We start from the raw sequence: 26,146 nt of genomic DNA on the forward strand, positions 1-26,146 counted from the left end.
TCACAAAACGGACACCTTACATCAACTTTAGCCATCATATCCCCGCATCAAAAGCAGAGATCTTACACCATAATCAACATATTGAATACTTGACCTCGGCGGGCAACGCAATCCACAGTTGTGCGGCATGTAAACGTCGGTCCTCCCCTGTAGATTGTTCCGTATGTGCAATACCGCGGCCTGCGGTCATCAGGTTTACCTGACCAGGGCGTATGACCTGCTCACTGCCCAGGCTGTCACGGTGCAACACTTCGCCTTCAATCATCCAGGTAAAGGTTTGCAGCCCAATATGGGGATGTGGCCCGACGTCCATACCCTGTGACGAACCGCTAAATACCGACGGGCCGGCGTGGTCAAGAAAACACCATGCGCCAACGGTACGACGTTCACGAGTGGGTAATGCACGATTAATCGCAATACCGCCGACTTCAGCATTGCGCACGGCAATGCGTTGGATCTGGCGCACACCGTCGACGACGGGACAATCACGGGAAGATGAAGAATAAGTTGGGCGGGAATTGCTCATCGTAAAACACCTCCAGAACGGCACACAGATTGAGTAAGTTGCTGGACGCCAGCTTAGCATGAGCAAGCGACCAGAACGCAACCTGGGAGGCAGAACGCTAAGGCGCCCTTATATAGCAGCCTTTTATATCGACTTCATCGCGCGCATGCTTTAGATCAGAAAAATAAGTGACACCGAAAAGTATTGATACGACCAACAGCACGGAAACCAAAAGGCCAATAATGGCCAGCAGCTTGGTTTCATCGTGGAGATTGTGCTCCATTTTATCCCCTGTAATGAACGACGTCATGTCAGCCACAACGTGACTGACAGCGTAAAAATGATCAGGGAGCAAGACGCTATTGCCAGCACAATGATAGCAAATTGCGCATCTCCCAAAGTTTCACGGTATTTTTTATCTTGTGAGGTAGTACGCTGTTGTTTCACAGAATCTATCTTAACTCATCACGCGTTAACGTTATTGTGAGGGGTGGCTGATAAATAAAAAGCCCGCCATAGCGGGTTTGTCAGATTCCGCGCTCGATACCGCTCAGACCTCAGTTGGGCTGAGACGCTATCAATTTTCCTCATCAGGGTCAACACTCCCCCCAGATGATAAGGATGAACGGCGTGGGACATTCATAAGTTTTATTGAAAGCCAGAAATAATTAGACCAACTTATGCCTATTGAGATTAAAAAGCCCGACCAACGATCGGGCTAAAGCAAACGCGTCTGAATTATTGCGGAATACGCAGTACTTGACCCGGATAGATCTTATCTGGGCTAGACAACATTGGCTTATTCGCTTCGAAGATTTTGTTGTAGAGGTTCGCGTTACCATACACTTCTTTCGAAACAGCGCTCAGGGTATCGCCCTTCTTCACCGTGTAGAAACGGCTCTCTGCGGCAGATTGCTCTACGGTCACCTTGTCTTCTACACCACTGATGCCGGCCACGTTGCCGAGTGCCACCAGAATTTTCTCTTTCAGCTCTTGGCTGGCTGCATCGCCCGTCACCACAGCTTTACCGTCCACCACCTGTACATCGACCTTATCGGTGCCAGGCAAACCCGTTTTATTGAGATGGTCCTTCAGTTTGGCGCTTTGGTCTTCGGCAGTTGCATTGCCGGTCACTGTGTCCCACAGTTTTTCGCCCGCTTCTTTGACGAAGTTAAACAAACCCATATTCACTCCTTTCGATGGTTACAATGTTGCGTTGACTTAAGGCTTGTTAAGCTTAGCACTGCAAGAGGGATATTCAATTGGCCCTGAGGTATTAAGCGGTTAGAGTAATCCGAAAGTGCCACCTTTCGCTGCCAATCCGCCTCGTCGGGCCGAGCCAGGCATGAAACAATCGCCAATCTTACCTACAATAAGGGAATGGAAAGCTTGACGAAGGACATGAGACGCAATGTACGCTCTGGTGATGTTTGTCTGTTATCTGGATGGTGGCTGCGCTGATATCGTGGTGGACGTCCTGCGCGATGAACGCCAGTGCCTGATCAGTATGAAAGAACAAAATCTACGTCACGCCGGCTGTTTCCCGTTTGAGGACTTCATCGACGGCTTCTGGCTCCCCGCCAACGAATATGCGCCAATGTAAAATACCCGTCGACTTTTCTGCTAGTTTCTTCTGAGGAATTTCTGAATTCACTGGAAAGCCGGCATACCAACGATGCTTTATGCCACGATTTTGATAAATTGCTTCACCCGAACGATATGGAGACGGCACCATGCCCGTATCTACCCTTTCAAACGAACATTATGAAGCCCTATTGCGCGACGTCAGCCTGGCGGTTGGTGGCGCCGTCATTCAACTGATCAACCTCAATAAAAAAGTATCCGGCAATAATATTTTGGCGCATTTGGTGAATGAAATTGAGCATGAAACCAATCAGCAGCGCTTTGCTACCTTGCGCTCCGCCATCGAAGTCATGGGCCAGGCCCCGAAAGGACGATAAAGCCCCAATAAATAAGGCAGAGCTTGCGCTCTGCCTGGTTACCAATTTTTCCCGACACAGGAGAAGAAGGTAATAGCGTTGACCTTAGAAACGATAGGTCAGGTTAACTGCGACAATATCGTCGGTGCTCAGTTTCAGCTTGTTATCGTCGTTCAACTGGTTGATTTTGTAGTCAACGTAGGTGTACATGTTTTTGTTGAAGTAGTAAGTCGCACCCACTTCCACGTATTTCACCAGATCGACGTCACCAATCCCTTCGATATCCTTGCCCTTAGACTGCACGTAGGCCAGAGAAGGACGCAGACCGTTTTCAAATTGGTACTGGGCCACAACTTCAAAGTTCTGTGTTTTGTTGGCAAAACCAGAAATACCGTTACCGCTGATTGGCGTCATGTTGCGCGTATCGGCATACATCGCTGCCAGATAAACCTGGTTGGCATCATATTTAATCGCCGTGGTCCAGGCCGTTGCGCTGTCGCCTTTACCGTAAGCCAATTTTTTCTGATCGCTAGTACGGTTAGAGTCAGAGAATGCCGCAGCCACGCCGATACCCGAGCCGCCGATGTCCTGATAATCCAGGGACATACCGTAACCATCACCGTTTTGCTTCGTCACTGAACGGCTGTCACTGTCGTTTTTACCCTGGTACTGCAACGCCAGGTTCAGGCCTTCTACCAAACCGAAGAAATCACGGTTACGGTAGGTTGCCAGGCCGTTAGAACGCGCGGTCATGTAGTTGTCGGTGTAGCTGTAGGAGTCGCCGCCGAATTCCGGCAGCATGTCGGTGTAAGCTTCTGCGTCGTATACGACACCGTAGTTACGGCCGTAATCGAATGAACCGTAGTCGGCAAATTTCAAGCCCGCAAAGCCCAGACGGGTTTTGGTGCCTTTGCTGCCTTGCGCTTCATCGTGGTTGGCTGCGACTTGGTATTCCCATTGACCGTAACCGGTCAGTTGGTCATTGATTTGCGTTTCGCCTTTAAAACCCAGACGAACGTAAGTCATATCACCATCTTCACCTTTATCTTTGCTGAAAACATGTTTGGCAGCAACGCGACCGTACAGATCGAGTTTATTGCCATCTTTATTATAAATTTCAGCCGCGTTGGCAAATGAGGTGATTGCCCCAAGGGCAATAGCTAAGGCTAATACACTGCGTTTCATCATTTATTTTCCTAGATATTATAATTTTTAAAATCCTGCCCATCACGCCCAATTTATGGTTTGGGCTGTGATCTTTATCATTTAGTGTTTTATGAGCGCCCCTAATTAAGGAGCCATGTGACATTAGCATCATGAATGCAAACTTAAAATAAAAAAGTTCATAAAACACCGTGGATAAAGCATGTTTATTTGTAACTAAATATTACATTAAAACAAAAAACAAATCATTGATTAATAATGATATTTGCTACATATCTTATAACCATATTGGTGCAATGCACCATTTAGGTGCAAATTGGTTTCTTTTTGTATGCTTTCCATTCGATCGGCAAATATCATGAAAGTTAGCATGGTTATTAATAACGTTACTTATTTCACATTTTTATCTGAGTAAAGTCACCACGTGAATTTAAGGCGTTCAATCACGTTTTAATCGAATCTTTTACCGCTTAGGATAATTAATTAGATTCAACGCATCAAAAATGACAGCAGGGGATGATTAAAGAAAAAAATGGCAATGACGAATCAGGGGATATAAAGAGGGATAAATAAGAGGAATTTGCAGCATGATATAGTGTTGTTATTTAAGGTTGCAGCTAACATCGCTACAACCTTAAATTTCATAAGTATAAAAAGGTATTCGGTACTAACGCTTCAATACAGCGTGCTACGCGGTGCTTCAATCAACACCATGCCGGCACGCAACCCCAATGCGACCTTAGGGTTAGGGAACAAGATCCACTCGCGGGCATGCTGAACCCGATACTCTTCACCGGATTGCTCACACAACAGGGTCCCCTGCTTCAGTTCGGTAAAGTTGGCGGTGTCGTCACTGAGATACAGCCTAAATTCCTCACTGCGCTTGATAAGCGATCGTTCCACACGGAATATCCGCAGTGCGTCGCCAGGCCGTTGCGGTAAAGGCTCATTGCTCACCGCAGCCTGCAAAGCGCGGTTGATAGCGGCAAATTGCTGCAGGTCGTTACTGCCAAACGGCCGTGCCTTACCCAGTTCCAGCGTACAACTGGCTGCCCCCACGTGCTCACTGGTGAAATGGCTGAAGGTGCCACCGGGCGCACTGTGGATCACTAACGCATCCAGGTCGGCAGCATCCAACAATGCCAACATGTCCGCACTGTAAGGCCTTGTCTGGAAAGGTAGAATGCCGAATCGTGGCAACCGCGAGTCGCGGATCGCCGTATGCAGGTCATAATGGAATCGTGCCGCTTTCTCAGCATCGAAAAATGTCGCGATAACCTGCTCGAGTTGTTGTGCCCGCGCGGTTTCGCCACTGTGGTCAAAATCGCGATAACGGCCACCGAACATCCGGTTCATGTCACTGTGCAAGTAGCGCTGGCCAGCCCGCATCGCCGCAGGATTACCCAGCACGACCAGCAGGCGAACGGCTAACGGGCGGGCTCCGGAAAGCACATCCTTGACCAACTGATTCAGCAATTCAATCGGCGCCGTTTCATTGCCGTGGATACCCGCGGAAACGACCACCGCGTGCTGATAATCCTGCCGCGGCGTGATTTCCAGCAGGCCTTCTCCCAGCCAACGCCAGTGCAAATTTTCGTTCTCACCCTGCTGCTCGGCGGGAACCTGCCCCGCCAGCGTCAGGGCCAACAGATCAAACATGGTGGCTTCGCCTATTGTTGGAATGGATAAACCGAGCCCAACCCGAGAATCGACGTCAGGGCATCCAGTGCATCACGCCCTTCACGCAGCAGTTGCGGATCGGCCAAGTCATTTTGCGTCAGGCGATCGCGGTAGTAGCGATCAACCCACTCATTCAAGGTAACGAACAGCGTATCGTTCATCATTGCCCGCGGATTTACCGCCCGTAACTCTTGCTCATTCAGCGCCACACGCAGCCGTAAGCAGGCGGGTCCACCACCGTTACGCATGCTTTCACGCAGATCAAACACCTTGATTTCATCGATCGGCCCACCGGCGGCAACCATCTCCGTCAAATAGCCCCAAACACCACGATGTTGACGCGATTCTTCCGGCACCACGATCATCATTTTGCCATTGGGCTTAGTCAGGATCTGGCTGTTAAACAGATAAGTCGCGACCGCATCGGCCACAGACACGCGTGCTGTCGGTACTTCAATTGCCACCAACTCGCTGTCCAACGTCGCCATCTTACGCCGCACGTCATCCAGCGCTTGCTGCTGTTGATAAAATGCCTGTTGATGGTGGAACAACACATTCTGGTTACTGACGGCAATGACATCGTTATGGAACACACCCTGATCGATCACGGCCGGGTTCTGTTGTACGAATACCGTATGCTGCTCATCCAACTGATGGAGACGCGCAATTGCCTCGCCGGCTTCACGCGTTTGGCGTGCCGGATAACGCGTCGGGGCCGTTTCACCGCCAAACTCCTGGCGACCGTAGACAAACATTTGCACACTACGTTTACCGTAGTCGCCGCCCAATCGGTTATGGTTGGCTGCACCTTCGTCACCAAACAGCGCCACCTGCGGCAAAGCCTCGTGGTGCGCAAAATGGCGTGGATCGTTAAAAATCGCCCGTAGCACGCCAGAGGTCGTCTCAGCCTCAATCGCGCGGTGGAATTTATTGTTCAAGTTGGCGGCAGTGAAATGCACCTTGCCATCGGCACTGTCAGCCGACGGTGATACCGTGGCCGCATTGGCGGTCCACATGCAAGATGCCGAACTTAATGCGGACAACAGACGTGGAGACTGTCGCATAGCCTGTGCCAACACCGCCTCATCGCTACCGCTGAAGCCTAACTTGCGCAGCATTGGCACGTGAGGTCTTTCCTGTGGCGGCAAAACGCCCTGCTGAAAGCCAAGATCTGCCAGTGCTTTCATCTTCAACAGCCCCTGCTTGGCCGCCAGCTTTGGGTTCGACACGCTGTTTTGATGCTGTGTCGATGCCTCATTACCAAATGACAATCCGGCATAGTGATGCGTCAGGCCCACCAGACCATCGAAATTGACTTCATATCCTGACATGCTGTTCTCCTGGGGCCGAGCAGGCTCGGCCCTGCGCAACAAAACGCTGAGTGCTTAGTTAAATGAGAGTCCTGGCGACAGGCTCGCCGGCAACGTCAGGCTTTCGCTTTCCAGCGACGCCATTGGCCAGGCACAATAATCCGCTGCGTAGTAGGCACTTGGACGGTGGTTGCCGGAGGCCCCGACACCGCCGAACGGTGCTGCACTTGACGCACCGGTCAATGGCTTGTTCCAGTTGACGATACCCGCGCGTGCTTCCAGCAACAGGTGATCAAAACGCTCACGCTGCGGCGACACCAGACCGACCGACAGGCCGTAGCGCGTCTGGTTGGCGATACGCACCGCTTCATCAAAGTCGTTATAGCGAATGAGGGTGGTCAGCGGGCCGAAGTATTCTTCATCCGGCACGTCCCGCACGCCAGTCACATCGATAATGCCTGGGCTCAGCAACGCACTGCCGCTTTCCAGCCGCTGCATGGTCAATAAGGCTTTTCCGCCCAACGCCAGCAAGTGATGCTGCGCCGCCAGCATTTTTTCTGCTGCTGCCGACGAGATTACCCCGCCCATAAACGGCTGGGGTTCAGCATCCCAACGGCCTATGCGCAGCGCGCTCGCCACCTGCACCAAACGCTCGATAAAGGCATCGCCCTCACTGCCACGTTTCACCAAAATACGGCGCGAACAGGTGCAGCGCTGACCCGCGGAAATAAATGCCGATTGAATGGCCAGATTAACCACCGCATCGCGGTCTTCAATCTGATCAACAATCAACGCATTGTTACCCCCCATTTCCAAGGCCAGAATTTTTTCAGGCTGCCCCGCCAGTTGACGATGCAGGTGATAACCGGTGCCGGCGCTGCCGGTAAACAACAGACCATCAATATCCGCACGGGCGGCCAATGCCTCGCCGGTTTCACGCCCGCCTTGCACCAGGTTGATCACCCCATTGGGCAAACCGGCCTGCTGCCACAGCTTCAAGGTTTCTTCGGCGGTCTGCGGCGTCAATTCACTCGGCTTAAACACCACGGTGTTGCCCGCCAGCAACGCCGGGACAATGTGACCATTGGGTAAATGGCCCGGGAAGTTATAAGGCCCAAACACCGCCAGCACCCCGTGCGGGCGGTGGCGCAATACGGAAACACCGTCCGCCATCGCCGTCTGGCTAACGCCGGTACGGGTCTGATATGCCTGCAGTGAAATCCCCACTTTACCGATCATTGCCTGTACTTCGGTCAGCGTTTCCCAGCGCGGTTTGCTGGTTTCACGGCTGATCACCGCCGCCAAATGCGGTTGGTGTTCTTCCAGCAACGCAGCAAAACGTTTCACAATCTGCTCGCGTTGCTCAAAAGGCGTGCGAGCCCAGGTTGGGAACGCCGCACGAGCGGCTTCACAGGCCGCAGCGACATCGCTGCCATCGGCGGCGTTGGCCTGCCACAGCGGCTGATTATCGACCGGATCAGTTTTACTGAACTCAGCGCCATGGCCTTGTTGCCATGAGCCATTAATAAAGAGTGCAGGATGTGACATTACGCTTTCTCCTGTGCAATAAGGGGGATAACCCGCACCGGGCTGCCTTGTTCAACACCCAGCGCTGCAGCGGTGGCGGCATTGAGATGCAGACGATCGTCATACAGATCGGCATTGACCAACAGTGCGCGGTAATTCTGATAATGATCGTTGGCCACCAGATAGAGCGGCGCATCAGCGCGCATCGGGGTCTCATCAAGCACCACTTTCACCAGGCGGCTTTGTTTGACCGCACGAATATGGTCGATTTCCGCTTCCAACGTTGGGCCACCGTCGAAGATATCGACATAACCTTGATAACGCAGGCCTTCCGACTCCAGTACCCGGCGTGCCGGTACTGTCTGCGGGTGCACTTCACCAATCACTTTTTGCGCGTCTTCAGCCAGGAAGTCGACATACAGCGGGTGCTTTGGCATCAGCTCGGCAATAAATGCCTTTTGCCCGGTGCCGCTAAGGTAGTCCGCCTTGGCGAACTCGATAGAAAAGAAGTGGTTCCCGACGCTCTCCCAGAAAGGTGAGCGGCCATTCTCATCGGAAAAACCACGCATTTCGGCAATCAGCCGTTCGGAGAAACGCTCACGGAAGGCGGCGATAAACAGGAAACGCACCTTCGACAGCAGTTTGCCGTTTTCGCCGTGGCGGTAGTCCGGGTCAAGGAATAACGTACATAATTCGGAATGACCGGTGTGATCGTTGCTGAGGAACAGCGTCGGCACCGATTTATACACATTCAACTGTTTGGACGCATGCACCTGGGTCCCGACGCGGAAGCTGTACCACGGCTCTGAGAGCCCAACGGCCACCTCAATGGCGCAGACCCCTACGGCCTGCTGGCGCTCGCTGTCCTCCAGGACAAACAGATAACACTGGTCACCACGCGGAAGTTCGCCTTGCCAGGTTTTTAACGCCCGCTCAATGCGTGCCGACAAGGTATCTTCATCTTGTGGCAGGGAAGTGAGACCGATGCCGGACTTACCGGCCAGCGTCAATAAATCAGCCAAATCGCGACGCTCTATAGGGCGAATAATCATCATAATGCGAACCTCGTCTTGATCAGGCTGCGCCGGTAAGGGCGCAGCCTGTGTATTAGCTGCAAATCCGCGCCACGGCTCGCGCGAATCGCGCCAGCCCCTCTTTCACATCCTGTTCCGGGATGATCAGTGAAGGGGTAAAGCGCACCACATCCGGGCCGGCAATCAGGGCAATCACACCTTCTTCGTTGGCCAATTGCGTGATCTGTTTCGCCTTGCCGGCATAATCTTTCGTCAACTGGCAACCAATCAACAGGCCACCACCGCGGATTTCAGAGAAAATCGGATATTGCTGATTAATTTTGTTCAACCCGTCGAGGAACCACTGGTGGCGCTGTTTCACCCCATCCAATACTTCTGGCGTATTGATGATAGAGAACACCGCACCGGCCACGGCCGTCGCCAGCGGGTTACCGCCGTAGGTGGTGCCGTGGGTGCCGACACCCAGCGTTTTGGCCAGATCATCCGTCGTCAGCATGGCACCAATAGGGAAACCACAGCCCAGTGCTTTCGCGGTGGTTAACACGTCCGGTACCACGCCGTATTGCATGTAGGCATACAGATCGCCAGTACGGCCCATGCCGGTTTGCACTTCATCGAAAATCAGCACCGCATCATGGCGATCGCACAGCTCACGCAGGCCCTGCAGGAAAGCAGGATCGGCAGGTAATACACCGCCCTCACCCTGGATCGGCTCAACAATCACCGCACAGGTATTGTCATTGATCGCTTCAGCCGCCGCGGCCAAATCGTTAAACGGTGTATGGGTGATCCCACCCGGTAACGGGGCGAAATCTTTTGAATACTTCGGTTGTCCACCCGCTGAAACAGTAAACAGCGTGCGGCCGTGGAAGGCGTTGTTAAACGCGACAATCTGGTTTTTGCTGCCGTTGCCTTTATCCAGAGCGCGTTTACGCGCCAACTTGAGTGCCGCTTCGTTGGCTTCCGCACCGGAGTTGCAGAAAAACACCTTATCGGCAAAGGTGGCGTCAATCAGCTGCTTTGCCAAACGCAGTACCGGTTCGTTGGTGTAGCCGTTGCCCAGATGCCACAGTTTGCCCGCCTGCTCCACCAGCGCTGCCGTCACCACGGGGTGAGCATGGCCCAACGCGTTTACCGCGATACCACCGGCAAAATCGATGTAAGACTTACCCTGTTGATCCCAGACCTGCGATCCTTCTCCCCGAACCAAAATAAAATCAGCGGGGGCGTAAACCGGGACCATCCAGTCATCGAAAGACTGGCGGGTAACTGCGATTGGCTGTTCCATAATGACCTCATAACTTCAGCAAAGACTGAATTTTGACTGTAAGGGCCGTTCCTGCCCGGATGTTCCACAACAAAACAAGAAAAACAGCGCCGTTGCATCTCCTTTTCGACCGGTGATAACTCTGCCTCTCACCGTCTATTCAGAAACAAATCTGTTACATCAAACGCGTTTTTCGCTATTTATACCGGGAATCAGGTCCTGGAACGGGGAATAAATGTTAACGAGCAGTTAAAATACATGCCGTTTGATAAAGAGTGTAGAGCAGCTATCGTGCCAAACTGGGATTTCCGGCAATTTTTTGGTTTTTTTACGCTAAAACAACGGCTTACAATGCATACTTATTCAATAAATATGCATTGGTAATGAATAATTGGAAAAATAAGGCGAAAAATCATCGTTGGCTGCGAAATCCTATTCAATTACAAAAAACTTCAATATTTCTGATCGCGCTCGCAAAAATAATTTGGCCTGACATGAGCCCCATCACACTTTTGCCCCACCTCAGTGCAGGCACTGCACCTTATGAGAGCAAACCCACGCCAGCCAAGGCTCTGCGCGGCACATCGCGGCGCATCATTGTGCATGCGCACACGCAACCCCCGCGCCAGATCTCATATTTGTTAACTTACTGAACAAATTGTTGACAGTCTGAAGACGCGATAATAGGTTAATTTCAATGGAACACGTGTTCCATGATGAAAAAAAACGCACCCACCCTAAATAATTCGAGCCGCAGGAAAGCGGCAAAACATGCGTCCCCAGGCGCTGGCCTAAGCCAGCCACGGGGGTGAGCTCCATGGATGGGCTGAGTCACGCAGCGACACAGCGGCGGCTTGAAGTAGGACGGGTACACATCGACTGCACAGCATCGGGGTTATCATGGCTCATTTCTGCTTGCGTACTAACCATAGGATCACCGGGGTCGCACTGGCCGTGCTGCTGGGCCTGCCCCTTTCTGCCAGCGCCACTACCCGCATTACCTTCGCCAACTATTTGCCGAATGATTACATCAATAAGGTGATTAAAGATTTTGAAGCGGCGCACCCAGACATTCAGGTGCAGTCGATTAAATGCGGCTTCTCTGACTGCCACCAAAAGCTGACGACCGCGTTGGCCGTCGGCCAAGGTGCCGCCGATATCTTCAGCGTCAGCACCATTAAGCTGGGCAGCTTCGCCAACTCCGGTGGTCTGAACAACCTGAGCGCCCCACCGTTCAGCATCGACAGCCAGGGCTGGCAGTTTGATCCTTCAATGATCAGTCTGGCAAAAGGCAACGACGGCAACATCTATGGTGTGCCTTACGATACCGGCCCGGTAATCATGATCTACCGGAACGACATGGTGCAAAAGGCGGGGACGAAGATTGAGGACATCACCAAAAGTTGGGACAGTTTTATCGCCTTTGGTGAGAAATTGAAAAAAGAGCAAGGCGCTTACCTGTTGCCTGCCGCCACCAGCCTGATCAACCCACTCGTGGTGGGCATGAACAGTGAACCGGGCAAACCCGTGTACACCAAAGACGGTAAACCCAACCTCGACTCCCCTCAAATCAAACAGTTGATGACGGTCATCAAAACGCTGTATGACAAAGGATTAGCCGCCTCGCTCGACGGCTCAACCAATTCGCAGGAATACATCAAGCTGTACCGTCAGGGGAAACTGTTCGCAGATATCGACGGCCCCTGGGACGAAGGCCGTATTGAGCAAGAATTGGATCCGGACGGTGCCAAAGCCGGGTTGTGGCGCGTGACCGACGTACCGGGCAACATCAAGGTCAATGCTGGCGGCACCACGCTGGTGATCCCGAAACAAAGCAAAAACGCCGAAGCGGCCTGGCAGTTCATTCAATACTTTATGCAACGTGACGTGGTGATCGACGCGGCCAAAACCGCCGGTACCTTACCTGCCCGTCTCGACGTGTATAACGCGCCCTACTTTGACACGCCGAGTCGCATTCTCGGCGGCCAACATTCGATGCGCTACTACGCCAGTCTGGTGCCGGACCTGAAGCCAGTTGCCTCAGCGCCGGAAGATAACATCGCCAACGAAATTCTCAATGAAGCGGCGAAGAAAATTCTGGTGCAGCATCAGGATATCGACAGCACCCTGCGCGATGCCAACAAGCTGCTCGAGCGGCGGATGCGCGCGTTGTAATCATCTATATCCGTCATATTTCAAGCTGCAGGTGTGTTGGCTTCAAGCACTCCCCCCAGTCACTTACTTATGTAAGCTCCTGGGGACCCATGCTCTTGCCGCCTTCCTGCAACTCGAATTATTTAGGATATAACTCCAGCGTTTTTTTGACGCCGATTTTATATTTTCCACCGGTTCGGGGAGTCTATGCGTAAGCGATTTTTCAAAGGGCTGCTGCACGATCACCGCACCGCCTACCTGCTGTTGCTGCCGTTTATGCTGCTGTTCGCGGTGTTTAACGCGTTCCCGATCTTCTTTTCGGCGTTTCTGTCATTTCAGTCGTGGAACCCGGTAAAGGGCCTCAGTTCGATGAAGTTTGTCGGGCTGGATAACTTTTACTACGCCTTCACCGACGATGCCTTCTGGGTGTCGCTGGTCAACACCATCAAAATCACGCTGGTGTCGGGCCTGTGCCAGCATCTGTTTGCGATTACGCTGGCTTACTCCTTGCTGCATATCATCGTGCGCGGCAGACGTTTTCTGAAGGCAGCCATCTTCCTGCCCTACATTACCTCTTCCGTGGCCGTTAGCCTGATTGTGTTTAACCTGTTTTCCCCCGTCGGCATGGTTAACGAACTGCTCGGCGGGTTAGCAACCAAACTGCACCTCGGCACGTTAGCCGCCGCATTGCCCATCAACTTCTTTGACAGCGACTGGATCCGTTTCACCATCGCCAATCAGGTGACCTGGAAATTTACCGGCATCAATACGGTGATTTACATGACCGGCCTGGCGTCTATCTCACCGGACCTGTACGAGGCCATTGAGCTGGACGGTGCGAGCCGTTGGCAGAAATTCCGCTATATCGCGCTGCCGCTGTTGGCACCTTTTATCTTCTTCGCCACGCTGATGACGCTGATTGGCAACATGCAGTTGTTCAACGAACCGATGATCTTGACCCAGGGTACGGGCGGCGTTGACAACAGCGGCCTCACGGTGTCGATGTACGTCTACAAAACCGGCTGGTCCTACCTGGATATGGGAACGGCTTCGGCGATTTCCTGGATCTTGTTCCTGTTGATAGCCGTAGTCAGTGCCTTGGTGTTTTGGGGCTTCGGCAACCGGGGAGGTGTGAAAAATGATCGCTGAAGGCCGCCGTTTCGACACCGGAAAACTGGTGATTTATCTGTTGGTATCCCTGTTCGCGTCGTTGTCGCTGTTTCCGTTCTATTGGTCTGCCTTGCTGGCGACGCAGGACACCCGCAGCATCATGGGCATGTCTCTCCGCTTTGGCACGCATCTGGTGGAAAACTTCCGCGGGTTGGAACAACAGGTTCCGTTTACCCGTTCGCTGCTTAACACCCTGTATGTCACCGCCATGGCCACCTTGACCAGCGTGTTGGTTTCCGCTGCTGCGGGCTACGCTTTCAGCGTTTACCAGTTCAAGGGGAAGAAGGTGCTGTTCACTACGCTGATGCTGACCATGATGGTCCCCAGCGTGGTCAATCTGGTGCCTTACTTCTTCGTCATCAAAAGCGTGGGCCTGCTCGACCAGTTCGCCGCCGTTTGGCTGCCTGCCGGGGTAAACATCTTCGGTATCTTCCTGGTTCGCCAATACGTGAGCGCCTCATTACCCAGCGAAATCCTCGACAGTGCACGCATGGACGGCCTGAATGAATTACAGATTTTCTTGCGAATCGGCCTGCCTTTGATGCGCCCAGCATTGCTGACCGTGGCGATCGTTGTGGTGGTCGACACCTGGAACAACTTCATGCTGCCGTTGGTGGCGTTACAGTCACCGGATAAACAAATTCTTCAATTGGTACTGCGCAGCCTGAGCGGAGCCACCGCCACGCCGTGGAACCTGGTAATGACCGGCAGCTTCCTGGCCATCGTGCCACTGCTGATTGCCTTTATCTTCTCGTCCAAACAAATGATGGAGAGCCTCACGCGTGGGGCGGTCAAAGGGTAACTTATGCAATCAATCGATATTTACAGCGTAAAGGGCGCGGCTGCGCACCAGCACGTCATCCTGTTTGCTGCCACAGAGGAGCAACTGCCCGCCACACTGCAAGATGCCGGGCTGCAACGGGCAAGCGTCGGTGTACTTTATCCACTGGGTGAAGGGCGATTTGGCCTCAACGTCGGCCCCCGTCTGACCCCTGCCGCGCTGCAAGATGCCGGGGCCGTTATCGCCGCCGGGCAAAAAGACTTTGGGCTGCAGCAGTTGCGACTGACGTTGGTCCCGGAACTGACAGCAGACGATGAAACCTGGCGCTGGCTGCTGTTTGGTTTGCGTCTCGGCGCTTACCGCTATCAGCATCATGCCAGCGTAACGCTGGCCGATCCGACGCTGCGGCTGGGCAGCCAAGATGCCGCAACGCTAGCCTTGTGCGATTGGGCAAACCTGCATGCCGAGGGCGTGATCGCCGGCCGCGAGCTGATGAACAAACCCGCCAATATTCTCTACCCTGAAAGCTTCGTGGAGGCCGTCGCGCAATTGCCGTTTAGCCATCTGCATCAGGAGGTGTTAGGGGATGAACAAATGGCCGCGCTAGGCTTTGGCGGTCTGCTGGGCGTTGGCCAGGGCAGTGCCCGGGCATCGCAGTTGCTGATACTCGATCACCATCCAGCCAATGCTCGCCACACCCTGGCGCTGGTCGGCAAAGGCGTGACCTTCGACAGCGGGGGCATCAGTATCAAAGGCGCGGCGCGCATGAGCACCATGAAGTTTGATATGGGCGGTGCAGCCGCGGTCGTGGGCGCAATGCGTATCATCGACGCGCTGCAATTGCCGATCCGTGTCATTGGCCTGTGCGGGCTGGTGGAAAACATGCCCTCTTCACGCGCCCAGCGCCCTGGCGACGTTGTAACCATGCACAACGGCAAATCGGTGGAAATCATTTCGACTGATGCCGAAGGACGCATGGTGTTGGCGGACGTCATCAGTTATGCCCAGCAACGCTTCCAACCGGACTATCTGTTGGATATTGCGACCCTGACCGGTGGTGCAGGCGTAGCGCTAGGCAAGGAATATGCCGCCATGATGGGCAACGACGATGCGTTTCTGGCTCAGGTTACCCAAGCAGGCAACGCTAGCGCAGAACCGGTATGGCCCATGCCGCACGGCGGCTGGTATCGCGGTGTGCTGAAATCTGAATTTGCCGATTATCGCCACGGTGGCGAGGATCCGCACGGCAGCCCGTGCGTGGCCGCAACCTTTATCAGCGAATTCGTACAGCCGGGTCAGCGCTGGGCGCACCTGGACATCGCCGCCATGTCGACGGATATGCCGCACCGCAAGCTGTACGCCAACGGCGCATCCTCATTCGGCGTGCTATTGCTGGCACGGCTCAGTTCCCTGCTTGCCCAAACGGAGCACTGATGGCTTACGTAGAACTGGTTGATATCAACAAACGCTATGACAACGGCTATCAGGCCGCCAGCAACGTCAATCTGCAGGTGGAGAAAGGCGAGTTTGTGGTGCTGCTCGGTCCGTCAGGCTGCGGCAAATCTACCACGCTGCGGATGATTGCCGGGTTGGAAACCCTGTCTTCCGGTGAATTGCTGATCGACGGCGAACGCATGAATGACGTGCTGCCCAAATACCGCGACATCGCCATGGTATTCCAGAGCTATGCGCTGTACCCGCACATGACGGTGTACGAAAACATGGCGTTGTCGTTGAAAATTAAAGGAATGGCTAAAGCAGAGATCGCTAGCCAAATTGCGGCCGTTGCCGACATGCTGCATCTGACCGAGTTTCTAAAGGTCAAACCGGGCCAGCTTTCCGGCGGTCAACGCCAGCGTGTGGCGCTGGGGCGTGCCATCGTCCGGCGCCCCAAGGTATTCCTGTTTGATGAGCCGTTGTCCAATCTCGACGCCAAACTGCGTAATCGCATGCGCCAAGAGCTGTCGGCACTGCACAAGGCCATCGGTGCCACCATAATTTATGTCACTCATGACCAGGTTGAAGCCATGACCATGGCCGATAAAGTGGTGATCATGAATCAGGGTAAAGTACAGCAGATTGGCACACCGCTGGACCTCTATCACCGGCCAGTTAACCGCTTTGTCGCCGAGTTTATTGGCTCACCGCAGATGAACTTGTTCGATGTGCAGGTACAGGTTCAGGGGACGCAGATTGTGCTACAAGGCGATTCTGGCTTGCTGCTGCCCGTGAACACCGCCGAATTTCCGGCGCTGGCGACAAAAGCGGGCGAGTGGCTGACGCTGGGTTGCCGACCGGAAGCGAGCAGCATCAGCGCACCGCAGGTGGAACCGCACCTGCGCGGTACGCTGGTGTACAGTGAAAATCTGGGTGCAGAAAGCAATCTGTTTGTTCAGGGTGACAATGGCGCACAATACATCGTGAAGCAACACACTCAGCAGCACTACCCACAGGGTTTGCCGCTGGCGGTGACGCTGGATACCACTGCCCTGCACTTTTTTGACCCAAACAGCGGCGAGCGTCTGGCGCCACACGGGGAAACAGTGTTGCCGGCCGGCATTCTGTGAGACCATACCGCCGCTGCCCCTCTTACCGCAGCGCCCCGTTTTCCGTTGAGTACTTGCGCCATGCAGATTAAAAAAGTCACGTCTCACGATGTCGCCCGCGTAGCCGGCGTTTCACGCACCGTGGTTTCCCGCGCCTTTTCCAATCAAGGCCGGGTATCGCAAAAAAACCGTGAGTTGGTGATGCGTGTGGCCAGCCAGTTGGGCTATGCACCCGATGCGATTGCCCAAAGCCTGCATACCGGTAAAACCGGGTTTGTCGCGGTCGTGGTTAACCACTTTCATGATCTGTCTGATTTGGAATTTTTCGATCGTTTGGTGGAGCAGTTGCAAAACAGCAACCGGCAGGCGGTGATGATCCGATTGGAAGGCATTGAAGATCCGGCCAACTACCTCAAACAAACCATTTCTTATCATGTTGATTCCGCCGTGGTGTTCGCCGACAACATTAGCGCTCGCACAGCGAAAGATCTGTTCCGCATCGCCACACCGATTATGCTCAATGGGTTAGCCGGCGACGCCCTGTGCGATGCGCTCAACGCCGATGAAGCACCCAGCCTGCAACAACTGGCAGCGCTAATGGCGCAAAAAGGCCAACAACATGTGGCGCTCCTTGGTGGGCGCAGCAGCGCCAAAGGCGAACAAGTGCGCCAGCAGACCTTTTTAGCCCATGCGGCCATACAGCAACTGCAGATCGTGGCGCAACTCAGCGGCGACTACAGCTATCAAAGCGGTTTCAAACTGGCACCACAGCTGCTGGCAGCGCAACCGGCCCCACAGGCCATCTTTTGCACAGCCGATTCGATGGCGATGGGTGTGATGGATTATATTCGTTTGCATACGCCGCTGCGCATCCCACAGGACGTCGCGGTCTACGGCTTTGACGATATCCCGATGGCCGCCTGGCCAAGCTACCAACTGACCTCGGTGCGCCGGGATATCAGCGCGATGATCGCCGCCATTGTCAGGCTGGTGGAGTTACGCAGCAGCAGCCCGCAGGCCGCACCGCAGCAAGTGACCATTCCCACCGAACTGGTGGTGCGTGCCTCTTGCTGAACGAGCCGCTTTCGGCGGTCCAGGCTGTCGTCATCCCCGTGAAAAGGCTATACCCGCAGGGATCGAACAGGGCCGCCCCGCGTTACCCCATGGATTCTGCTCTTGGGCGCAACATGCAGCGCCCCACCTCTTAACCCCCAGAGCACTGTGTCAACGGGTGGTTATAATCTCGGCATCGCGCAATTCTGGTGCCGCCATACCGGTTTGCCACAGCCAGTATTGGATGGGGCCTGGGCAGTTCAGGCTCACCACCTTGTGATTGCCGTGTTTATCGACGGCATGGATCGTCACCCCTTCGGTATAACCGTCCTTCAGGTAGTTCAAATCTTCGATCGCTTCATACACCGCCTGATCCAGCGTCATCCCCATCTTCATGTACAACACGACGGCACGGCTGGTGCCGCAACGGATGGTCATTTCCCCGGTATGCGTGCAAGCACAAGCGCCGTAACGGCTGTCGGCATACGAACCGCTGCCGATAATTGGGCTATCCCCCAATCGCCCCGGATATTTCCACGCCCAACCCGAGGTAGACGTGGCTGCGCTCAGTGTTCCCCCGCCATCAAGCGCTAAAAACACCGTGGTGTCACGTACACGTTCGGGATCGGTGGCATTGTTAGACAGCCCGGCTAGCGGAATATTCGGCCAATCACGTCGCTGTTCTGCGCTCATCGCCTGTTCCAGCTTGTCCCACCATACGCGTTTGGAATCGGCGATCAGGTTATCACCCGCCAGCGCGCCAATTTCGGCGGCAAACCGGGCGGCTCCGGCACCCACCAGAATTTCGTGGTTAAGATCTTCCATCACCCGGTACGCAACCTCCACCGGATGCAGGTAGCCTTGTAACGCCCCCACGGCACCGGTGCGCAAACTGTCGCCATCCATTACCGAGGCATCCAGTTCCATCTCACCCAATACGTTCGGCCAGCCACCGTAACCCACCGTTCGCACACTCGGGTCCAGTTCCACCAACTTGATGCCATCAACAATGGCGCGCAGGCCGTTGTGTCCCTGCTGCAGCCGTTCGGCAGACAGAGCGATGCCCGGATGCCCTTCAGAATTTGCAATCACAATCATAGGGTTATGTTTCCTGCACGGCGTTGAGCGCCAAAAGAGATGCACCGGGGCCTCCGGTGATTGCCGCCAATGGAACACGTGTTCCATTGATGACTAAAAAGTATCGTTGCCCCGTTGAAAAGTCAAACTCAGGCGGCGAAAAGCGTGGTGCAACACGTCTTTTCACTGCGTGCTGTGCGGACAGCAAACACCTGTCGTTCGACTACACTGTGATCTCGACCGCAAAACGCTTGAGGAGCCAAAATGCCTAAAAAAACTGTAGATCCAAGCCAACCGGCAGCACAGCAGGATATCCGTGCCTTTCTGGACGCGTTGAATGCAGGTGGTGGCAAGCCGATGGAAGAGATGAAACCGAAAGAGGCGCGTAAGGTATTGGAGGGCGCACAACGCAGCGTCGACGTGCCACTTCACGAGGTCGAGATCAACGAGAAGACGATCCATGTCGAGGGGCAGGACATCCTGTTGCACATCGTGCGTCCAGCCAAGGTTAAAGAAGCGCTGCCGGTATTTATGTTCTTCCACGGCGGTGGCTGGGTGCTGGGTGACTTCCCTACCCATGAACGGCTGGTACGCGATTTAGTCTACAGCGCGGGTGCCGCAGCGGTGTTCGTCAACTATACCCCCTCGCCGGAAGCCCATTACCCGACGGCCATCAATCAGGCCTACGCCGCCACTGAATGGGTGGCCGAATACGGCGAAAAAATCAACGTCGATGGCTCCCGCCTGGCCGTGGTCGGCAACAGCGTCGGTGGCAATATGGCGGCGGTGGTCAGCCTGATGGCCAAAGAAAAAGGCACCCCGGCGCTGCGCTGTCAGATCTTGCTGTGGCCCGTGACGCACGCCAACTTTGACACCGAGTCCTATCATCAATTTGCCGAAGGCCACTTCCTGACGCGCAACATGATGAAATGGTTCTGGGACAACTACACCACCGATAAAGCACAGCGTAAGGATATTTATGCTTCACCGCTCAACGCCACGCTGGCACAGCTAAAAGGCCTGCCGCCGGCGCTGGTCCAGACCGCTGAACTGGACGTACTGCGTGATGAAGGTGAAGCCTATGCCCGGCTACTGAACGCTGCCGGGGTAGAGGTCACCTCCACCCGTTACAATGGGTTGATCCACGATTACGGCCTGCTGAATCCCATCGCCCATGTGCCGGCAGTGCATTCCGCCATCCATCAGGCCGGGCGAGCGTTGAAGCATTATCTGGCCTAGGTTATTCGGCATAATGGCAAGCTACCCGGTGCCCCATCGCCACCGTACGTAACGCCGGGGCCAATTCCCTGCATTGTGCGGTCGCCCGCGGGCAACGGGTATGAAAACGGCAGCCGTGCGGCGGTTGCGCAGGGTCAGGCAACTCCCCCTGGGCCATCGCCTGCGGCAGCCGTGAAGGATCCAGACGGGGTACCGCCGCCAGCAACGCCTGGGTATAAGGATGCCGTGGCTGCCGGAATAGGCTATCGCGATCGGCGCTCTCCACAATCTGGCCGAGATACATCACCGCCACGTCCTGACACAGATGCTCCACGACGCCAAGATCGTGAGAGATAAACAGGAAGGTTACCCCTTGCTGCTCCTGAAGATCGGAAAACAGGTTGATGATCTGTGCCTGGATAGAAACGTCGAGTGCCGAAATCGGCTCGTCCGCGACGATAAATTCCGGCCTCAGGATCAACGCGCGAGCAATACCGATACGTTGGCGCTGACCACCGGAAAATTCATGCGGAAAACGCCCATACTGTTGCGCCGATAAACCGCAGATCTTCATAGTGTCAATCACCCGGTCACGCAATTCACTTTTATGCGCCAGCCCATGCTCCAACAGGGCTTCACCGATGGCATCGCCAATACGCATCCTCGGGTTTAGCGAACTGTAAGGGTCTTGAAACACCAACTGCATCTTCGGGCGCAGGGCACGCAATCGGCGGGGGCTGAGCTTATCCAGCGCCTGCCCGTTGAATAACACTTCACCGGCCGTTTTGTCGTGTAGCCCCAACAACGTACGGCCTACGGTGGTTTTCCCACTGCCCGACTCACCGACCAGGCCGAAAACAGTGCCTTTGCGAATACCAAAGCTGACATCATCCACCGCCCGCAGTTGGCCGGTTGTCTGGCCAAACACCCCTTCACGCAGCGGAAAATGCTTCTTCAAGCCTTTCACTTCCACCAAGAGATCAGACGGCATGAAAACGCCCTCCCGCATTGATAAAACAGGCAGACTGGCGCTGCAAAGTCCCGTACAAAGGCGGAATGCCGTCACGGCAACGTGCACTGGCCTGAGCGCATCGATCGGCAAAGGCACAGTGATCGGGCAGATTGGCGAGATCGGGTACCTGACCGGGGATCGAGTACAATCTGCGCCGCCGCTGTCCGGCGACCGGCCGTGAAGCCATCAATCCCTGGGTATAGGGATGTTGTGGGTTGGCTAACACCTCCCGCGTGTCCCCCTGCTCGACAATGCGTCCGGCATACATCACGACCAGCCGATCGGCCATCTGGGCAATCACGCCAAGGTCGTGGGTGATCAGCATCATGGCCATGTTATTTTTACGGCTCTGCTCACGCAGCAGCGCCAAGATCTGCGCCTGCACGGTGACGTCCAACGCCGTGGTGGGCTCATCGGCAATCAGCAAGGCCGGCCGACAGCTGATGGCCATGGCGATCATAACGCGTTGCAACATACCGCCAGAAAGCTGGTGCGGATAACAGGTCATCAACTGTTCTGCTCGCGCCAACCCGACCTCGGTAATCAGCGCCGTCGCCTCACGCCAGGCGGTCTTTGGTGCTGTCCCTCGATGGCGGATTAGCGGCTCCACCAATTGTTCGCCGATCGTCAATACCGGGTTCAGCGCGCTCATCGGTTCCTGAAATATCATGGCCAGCCGGTTGCCGCGCAAATCACGCATTTGTTGCGGACGCAGTTTGAGCAAGTCCTGCCCATCAAAATGAATTTCACCGCCGTCGATCTGTGCCAGCGGCTGCGGTAACAGCCCCATCAGCGCCATCGCGGTGACGCTTTTGCCGCAACCTGACTCGCCGACGATGCCCAGCGTCTGTCCGGCATGGAGTTCAAAGCTGACTTGCTGTACCGCACGCACCCGCCCTTGTTCGCCATTGAAAGCCACCGACAGTTGATTGAATGCCACCAGTGGCCGACTCATCGTTTCACCCCGTTCATTTTCGGATCGAGTGCGTCCCGCAGGCCGTCACCCAGAATATTAATCGCCACTACGGTGATAAAAATGGCCAACCCCGGCGGCATCCACAGCCAGGGACGACGCTGAAAATCGATCAGGCTGTTGGCCGCATCCATCATGTTGCCCCACGACGGCGTCGGCGGCACCACGCCCAGCCCTAGGTAACTGAGCGCTGACTCGCTGAGAATGGCGTTGGCGACACCCATGGTCGCCACTACAACCAAAATCGGAATGGTATTCGGCAACAGGTGACCAAACAAACGTCGGCGCGTGGACAGGCCCAAGACTTCTGTCGCCAACATAAAATCACGCTCTCGCAATGACAGGATCTGCCCGCGCACCAACCGCGCCAGAGACGGCCACCCCAGCAGGCTGAGCATGATCATCACCATATAAATGCGGTAGTCCGGCGAAACATCCAGTTCGGACAACATCGCCCCCATGATAATCAGCAATGGCAGGCTGGGAATGGTCATCAACAGATCGGCAAAACGCATGATCAGCTTATCCACCAGTCCCCCCAGATAGCCAGACAGCGCGCCCAGCAGGTAGCCGAGCGTGACTGACAGCAGCATGGAGACCAGGCCTATGGTCAGCGAGATGCGTCCTGCCAACAACAGGCGGGTATAGATATCGCGACCGAGAAAATCTGTGCCTAGCCAGTGTTCGGCATTAGGCGCGTGGTTAATGTTTAGCGCATCGCCGGCATCGTCCTGCCACGGCGAAAACATCGGCCCAAAAACGCAGAGCAGGGTCAAAACCAGCAGCAGCAACAGCGAGGCCATCGCCAATCGGTGGCGACGCAGCCGTTGCCAGGCCTGTGCAGCCGGTGGCGGCGACACGTGCGCCAGGGCGGGTAGTTGCGCCTGCCGCCAACGACGACGGCGCCCAAAAAACAGCGTTGCCAACATACTCACCTCAAACGAATTCGCGGATCGGCATAGGCGTACAGAATGTCCGCCAGCAGATTGCCCAAAATGGTCAGCACCGCCAGAAAAAGCGTAAAGCCCATCAACACCGGGTAATCACGCGCAGCCAGTGAGTCAATGTGAATGTGCCCCGCACCGGGCCAGTTGAAGATTTTTTCAGTGATCAACGCACCGGAAAACAGCGCGGGCAATTCAAACCCCAGTAGCGTAATGATGGGTAAAAGCGCATTGCGCAGCGCATGTTTGACGATCACCGTTTTTTCCTTCAGACCTTTGGCCCGGGCGGTACGGATATAATCCATGCGGATCACGTCGAGCATGCTGGCGCGGAAATAGCGCGTCAGGGTCCCGGCCTGCAACATCACTAATGCCAGCACCGGCAGCAACAGATGTGCCGCCACTTCCCCCACCCAGGCCAATCCGGTCGCGTCACTGCCCGTTCGCAGCATGCCGCCCGCCGGTAACCAGTGCAGATCGACGGCAAACCATTTGATTAACAGCAAACAAAGGAAAAAAGTCGGGAATGACATTGCGCCGAACACCGCCACAGTGACCAGATGATCAAACAGCGAATAGGGTTTCATCGCCGACGCCACGCCGACCGCCAACGCAATGCCCCAGTAGAGCACCAGTGCCACTGACGCCAGCAGGAATGAGTTCCAGATATACTGATTCAGCAAGGTGCTGACCGGGATTTGGTACTGTAACGAAAAGCCGAGATCGCCTTGCAGCAGGCGACCAAGCCAATGCAGATAGCGGGTGAACAGCGGCTGATCCAACCCATACAACGCCCGCAGCTCGGCAGCCCGTTCCGCAGTAAGGTTGATGTTGCCGTCAATAAAGTCACCAGGCGTCAGCGCGAAGATGAAGAAAATCAACAACGAGGCCAGTAACATCATCGGAATGGTTTGCAGCAAACGGCGCAGGATAAAATTTCTCATGGTGTTTTCCATCGCCGCCGCACGGCATCGCGCGGCGGCGCATTGCCGTTACTGAGCCAGTTTGACGTCCGGCAAGCTGCCCGTCAGGCCGTTGTAAACGTCCGGCTTAAAACCGGTGACGCGCGCACTGCTGGCGCTGAGCACTTTACGGTTCCCCAGCAGGATCACCGGTGGATCCTCCGCCAATACCTGATACAGCTTATGGTACAAAGGCTTGCGCTGTTCAATATCCAACGTGGCGTTAGCGTGGCTAATCAGCTGATCCACCTGCGGATTGCTATAGCCGGTTTCACTCATCTGGCTGATGAAATCGCGTACCCCGTCATGCGGGTCATTCAGCCCGCTGGTGCTGAGCGATGCCAGGTCATAATTACCCGCCTTGCGTTGGGCCAACAGCGCATTGAAGTCCAGCACCTGCGGCTTTAATAGCACCCCAATCTGCCGGTAGTTGTCTTTGGCTATGGGCACCAATGCATCGTTAATCAGCTTCTTGGTCACCAACAGCGTCAGTTCCAGCTTTTTGCCGTCTTTCTGACGAATACCGTCTGCACCCGGCACCCAGCCAGCCTGATCCAGCAAGCGTTTCGCTTTGTTGACGTCGTAAGCATAAGGATTGATACCCTGCGGATCATAGGCCCAGGAAACGGGAGAAATAGGCTGGTTAGCCACAGTGCCGTAACCCTGGTACACCACCGTAATCAGTTTCTGACGATCCAGGCCGTAGATCAGCGCCTGACGTACGCGCGCGTCCTGTAACGCCGGGCGCTTAAGGTTAAAATCCACCCGGCTGTAATCGCTTGAGCTGTACAAGTTGATGTTGGCGAAGCCCAAGAGTTTTAACTGCTCAATATCATCTGGCTTGGAGGTGAAGGCGTCATAGTCGGTTTCACCGGTTTGGAACAGCTGGAAGTTGGTCGTCGGGTTGGTTACGCGGTAAATAAAGCGCGCCACCGCCGGCTGACCCAGGTAGAAATGAGGGTTAGCGTGGAAGCGAATCTCCTGCCCTGGAATGTATTTGTCGTAAATATAAGGGCCGTTGCCTAACGGCTTGCCATTCAGTGCGCGAACGCTTTCCAACTTACCGCGCTGATAGTCTTTGCCGTAATACGTCTTCGACAATACCGGCCCGCCAATCAGCTGCAGCGTGGTAGCGCCCGGCTGGGTGGTGGTGATCTGAATCGTCCGATCGTCGATCACGTTCAATCCGCTAATGCTGGGTGCTGTGCCGTTCTTGTATTCGGCGCCACCCTGAATATGCGCCGGGGTAATGTCGGTTCCACCGTCATAGGCCGGGTCATGCAGCAGCGTCAACGTAAAGGCGATGTCTTCGGCTTTGATAGGTGAGCCGTCACTGTTGACCAGATTAGGGCGCAGCTTGATGGTATACACTCGGTTATCCGGGCTGACTTGCCAGGACTCAGCCAACCGCGCCACCGGTTTCCCTTCCCTGTCCAGGCCAATTAACCGGGTGAAAATCACGTCGGTGACGTTCTCATCCCAGCCGTTGGTAAACAGATAAGGGTTAAAGTTGCCCTGTGGCTCGAGAATACCCGCCACCACGGTGTCTTTTCTCAGCTTGGCAGCGGCCGGCACCAAACTGGCATCGCTCGCCGGAGTGATCCCCTCGGTTAACGTTTCTGCCTGTGCACTGCATGAAAGACCTATCGCGGTGGCCAGCGCCAACGGCACCAAACGTTTTTGCAACAGCCTGTTTATCTTATTTTTTATTCTGCTCACCCCAGCCCCTTGTCTACCCGTTGATAAAATGTGACAAAATTTATCGCAGAGTAATGGGCGGCCGGAGGGCTGTCTAACAACGAAACCGGCATTCCATTGCCGGAAAAAGC

General features: G+C 54.8%; 23 protein-coding genes and 1 pseudogene. 9 read left to right on the forward strand and 15 right to left on the reverse strand.

Features of this window, described 5'->3' with window-relative positions:
* Nucleotides 1-94 precede the first annotated feature (94 nt).
* From JOE25_RS11585 to lysM, 3 genes and pseudogenes are all read right to left on the reverse strand, one after another.
* Nucleotides 95-526 (reverse strand): annotated as a pseudogene (locus tag JOE25_RS11585) (pirin family protein); the annotation flags it as partial.
* 97 nt (nucleotides 527-623) lie between these two features.
* Nucleotides 624-788: a hypothetical protein gene (locus JOE25_RS11590; RefSeq protein ID WP_209635303.1), complete on the reverse strand. Its 165-nt coding sequence runs from the start codon at nucleotides 786-788 to the stop codon at nucleotides 624-626.
* Between the two features lie 455 nt (nucleotides 789-1,243).
* Complete coding sequence (gene lysM, locus JOE25_RS11595) at nucleotides 1,244-1,690, reverse strand: peptidoglycan-binding protein LysM (protein WP_037419951.1); 447 nt, start codon at nucleotides 1,688-1,690, stop codon at nucleotides 1,244-1,246.
* A 226-nt stretch (nucleotides 1,691-1,916) separates the two neighbouring features.
* Between lysM and JOE25_RS11600 the strand changes: the two genes are divergently transcribed.
* A complete protein-coding gene (locus tag JOE25_RS11600) occupies nucleotides 1,917-2,108 on the forward strand; it encodes a YebW family protein (protein ID WP_012145560.1) in 192 nt (63 codons plus the stop codon).
* Between the two features lie 130 nt (nucleotides 2,109-2,238).
* Nucleotides 2,239-2,466 carry a biofilm development regulator YmgB/AriR family protein gene (locus JOE25_RS11605; protein ID WP_209635304.1) on the forward strand — a complete coding sequence of 76 codons (228 nt, stop codon included), beginning with the start codon at nucleotides 2,239-2,241 and terminating at the stop codon, nucleotides 2,464-2,466.
* A gap of 84 nt (nucleotides 2,467-2,550) precedes the next feature.
* Here JOE25_RS11605 and ompC read toward each other — a convergent pair whose 3' ends face one another.
* From ompC to JOE25_RS11635, 6 genes are all read right to left on the reverse strand, one after another.
* Nucleotides 2,551-3,633 (reverse strand): porin OmpC, encoded by a 1,083-nt coding sequence (gene ompC / locus JOE25_RS11610; RefSeq protein ID WP_280921273.1) that lies wholly within the window; start codon nucleotides 3,631-3,633, stop codon nucleotides 2,551-2,553.
* A 651-nt stretch (nucleotides 3,634-4,284) separates the two neighbouring features.
* Nucleotides 4,285-5,268 carry a succinylglutamate desuccinylase gene (astE, locus tag JOE25_RS11615; protein ID WP_209635305.1) on the reverse strand — a complete coding sequence of 328 codons (984 nt, stop codon included), beginning with the start codon at nucleotides 5,266-5,268 and terminating at the stop codon, nucleotides 4,285-4,287.
* 11 nt (nucleotides 5,269-5,279) lie between these two features.
* Nucleotides 5,280-6,620 carry an N-succinylarginine dihydrolase gene (gene astB, locus JOE25_RS11620; protein ID WP_209635306.1) on the reverse strand — a complete coding sequence of 447 codons (1,341 nt, stop codon included), beginning with the start codon at nucleotides 6,618-6,620 and terminating at the stop codon, nucleotides 5,280-5,282.
* Nucleotides 6,621-6,674: 54 nt separating this feature from the next.
* Nucleotides 6,675-8,147, reverse strand: a complete 1,473-nt coding sequence (gene astD, locus JOE25_RS11625) for a succinylglutamate-semialdehyde dehydrogenase (protein ID WP_209635307.1) — start codon at nucleotides 8,145-8,147, stop codon at nucleotides 6,675-6,677.
* A complete protein-coding gene (gene astA, locus JOE25_RS11630) occupies nucleotides 8,147-9,181 on the reverse strand; it encodes an arginine N-succinyltransferase (protein ID WP_209635309.1) in 1,035 nt (344 codons plus the stop codon). Before astA ends, astD begins: the two co-directional genes overlap by 1 nt.
* Before the next feature lie 52 nt (nucleotides 9,182-9,233).
* Complete coding sequence (locus JOE25_RS11635; RefSeq protein ID WP_209635311.1) at nucleotides 9,234-10,448, reverse strand: aspartate aminotransferase family protein; 1,215 nt, start codon at nucleotides 10,446-10,448, stop codon at nucleotides 9,234-9,236.
* A gap of 879 nt (nucleotides 10,449-11,327) precedes the next feature.
* Here JOE25_RS11635 and JOE25_RS11640 point away from each other — a divergent pair.
* From JOE25_RS11640 to JOE25_RS11665, 6 genes are all read left to right on the forward strand, one after another.
* Complete coding sequence (locus JOE25_RS11640) at nucleotides 11,328-12,602, forward strand: extracellular solute-binding protein (RefSeq protein WP_209635313.1); 1,275 nt, start codon at nucleotides 11,328-11,330, stop codon at nucleotides 12,600-12,602.
* Between the two features lie 186 nt (nucleotides 12,603-12,788).
* A complete protein-coding gene (locus JOE25_RS11645; RefSeq protein WP_209635315.1) occupies nucleotides 12,789-13,730 on the forward strand; it encodes a sugar ABC transporter permease in 942 nt (313 codons plus the stop codon).
* Complete coding sequence (locus tag JOE25_RS11650) at nucleotides 13,720-14,553, forward strand: carbohydrate ABC transporter permease (RefSeq protein ID WP_209635317.1); 834 nt, start codon at nucleotides 13,720-13,722, stop codon at nucleotides 14,551-14,553. The genes JOE25_RS11645 and JOE25_RS11650 overlap by 11 nt, the downstream gene beginning before the upstream one ends.
* Nucleotides 14,554-14,556: 3 nt before the next feature.
* A complete protein-coding gene (locus JOE25_RS11655; protein ID WP_209635319.1) occupies nucleotides 14,557-15,966 on the forward strand; it encodes a leucyl aminopeptidase family protein in 1,410 nt (469 codons plus the stop codon).
* A complete protein-coding gene (gene ugpC / locus JOE25_RS11660) occupies nucleotides 15,966-17,099 on the forward strand; it encodes a sn-glycerol-3-phosphate ABC transporter ATP-binding protein UgpC (protein WP_209635321.1) in 1,134 nt (377 codons plus the stop codon). Before JOE25_RS11655 ends, ugpC begins: the two co-directional genes overlap by 1 nt.
* 60 nt (nucleotides 17,100-17,159) lie before the next feature.
* Nucleotides 17,160-18,152 carry a LacI family DNA-binding transcriptional regulator gene (locus JOE25_RS11665; RefSeq protein WP_209635323.1) on the forward strand — a complete coding sequence of 331 codons (993 nt, stop codon included), beginning with the start codon at nucleotides 17,160-17,162 and terminating at the stop codon, nucleotides 18,150-18,152.
* Nucleotides 18,153-18,302: 150 nt separating this feature from the next.
* On the opposite strand, the gene JOE25_RS11670 is transcribed toward JOE25_RS11665, so the two are convergent.
* Nucleotides 18,303-19,229, reverse strand: a complete 927-nt coding sequence (locus JOE25_RS11670) for a N(4)-(beta-N-acetylglucosaminyl)-L-asparaginase (RefSeq protein ID WP_209635325.1) — start codon at nucleotides 19,227-19,229, stop codon at nucleotides 18,303-18,305.
* A 243-nt stretch (nucleotides 19,230-19,472) separates the two neighbouring features.
* Here JOE25_RS11670 and JOE25_RS11675 point away from each other — a divergent pair, with 243 nt between their 5' ends.
* Nucleotides 19,473-20,447, forward strand: a complete 975-nt coding sequence (locus JOE25_RS11675; protein WP_209635327.1) for an alpha/beta hydrolase — start codon at nucleotides 19,473-19,475, stop codon at nucleotides 20,445-20,447.
* Between the two features lies 1 nt (nucleotide 20,448).
* On the opposite strand, the gene JOE25_RS11680 is transcribed toward JOE25_RS11675, so the two are convergent.
* The 5 genes from JOE25_RS11680 to JOE25_RS11700 are packed head-to-tail and all read right to left on the reverse strand — an operon-like array spanning nucleotide 20,449 to nucleotide 26,036.
* Nucleotides 20,449-21,417 (reverse strand): oligopeptide/dipeptide ABC transporter ATP-binding protein, encoded by a 969-nt coding sequence (locus tag JOE25_RS11680; RefSeq protein WP_209635329.1) that lies wholly within the window; start codon nucleotides 21,415-21,417, stop codon nucleotides 20,449-20,451.
* Entirely contained in the window at nucleotides 21,407-22,393 is a 987-nt protein-coding gene (locus JOE25_RS11685) for an ABC transporter ATP-binding protein (protein WP_209635331.1), read from the reverse strand. The genes JOE25_RS11680 and JOE25_RS11685 overlap by 11 nt, the downstream gene beginning before the upstream one ends.
* Nucleotides 22,390-23,340, reverse strand: coding sequence for an oligopeptide ABC transporter permease (opp4C, locus tag JOE25_RS11690; RefSeq protein WP_209635333.1), 951 nt, complete (start codon nucleotides 23,338-23,340; stop codon nucleotides 22,390-22,392). Before opp4C ends, JOE25_RS11685 begins: the two co-directional genes overlap by 4 nt.
* A gap of 2 nt (nucleotides 23,341-23,342) precedes the next feature.
* Nucleotides 23,343-24,299, reverse strand: a complete 957-nt coding sequence (locus tag JOE25_RS11695; RefSeq protein WP_209635335.1) for an ABC transporter permease — start codon at nucleotides 24,297-24,299, stop codon at nucleotides 23,343-23,345.
* A gap of 48 nt (nucleotides 24,300-24,347) precedes the next feature.
* Nucleotides 24,348-26,036: an ABC transporter substrate-binding protein gene (locus tag JOE25_RS11700; RefSeq protein ID WP_209635337.1), complete on the reverse strand. Its 1,689-nt coding sequence runs from the start codon at nucleotides 26,034-26,036 to the stop codon at nucleotides 24,348-24,350.
* Between the last annotated feature and the right edge of the window lie 110 nt (nucleotides 26,037-26,146).

It is taken from the genome of Serratia sp. PL17, assembly GCF_017832355.1.
In the GTDB taxonomy this organism is placed as follows: domain Bacteria; phylum Pseudomonadota; class Gammaproteobacteria; order Enterobacterales; family Enterobacteriaceae; genus Serratia.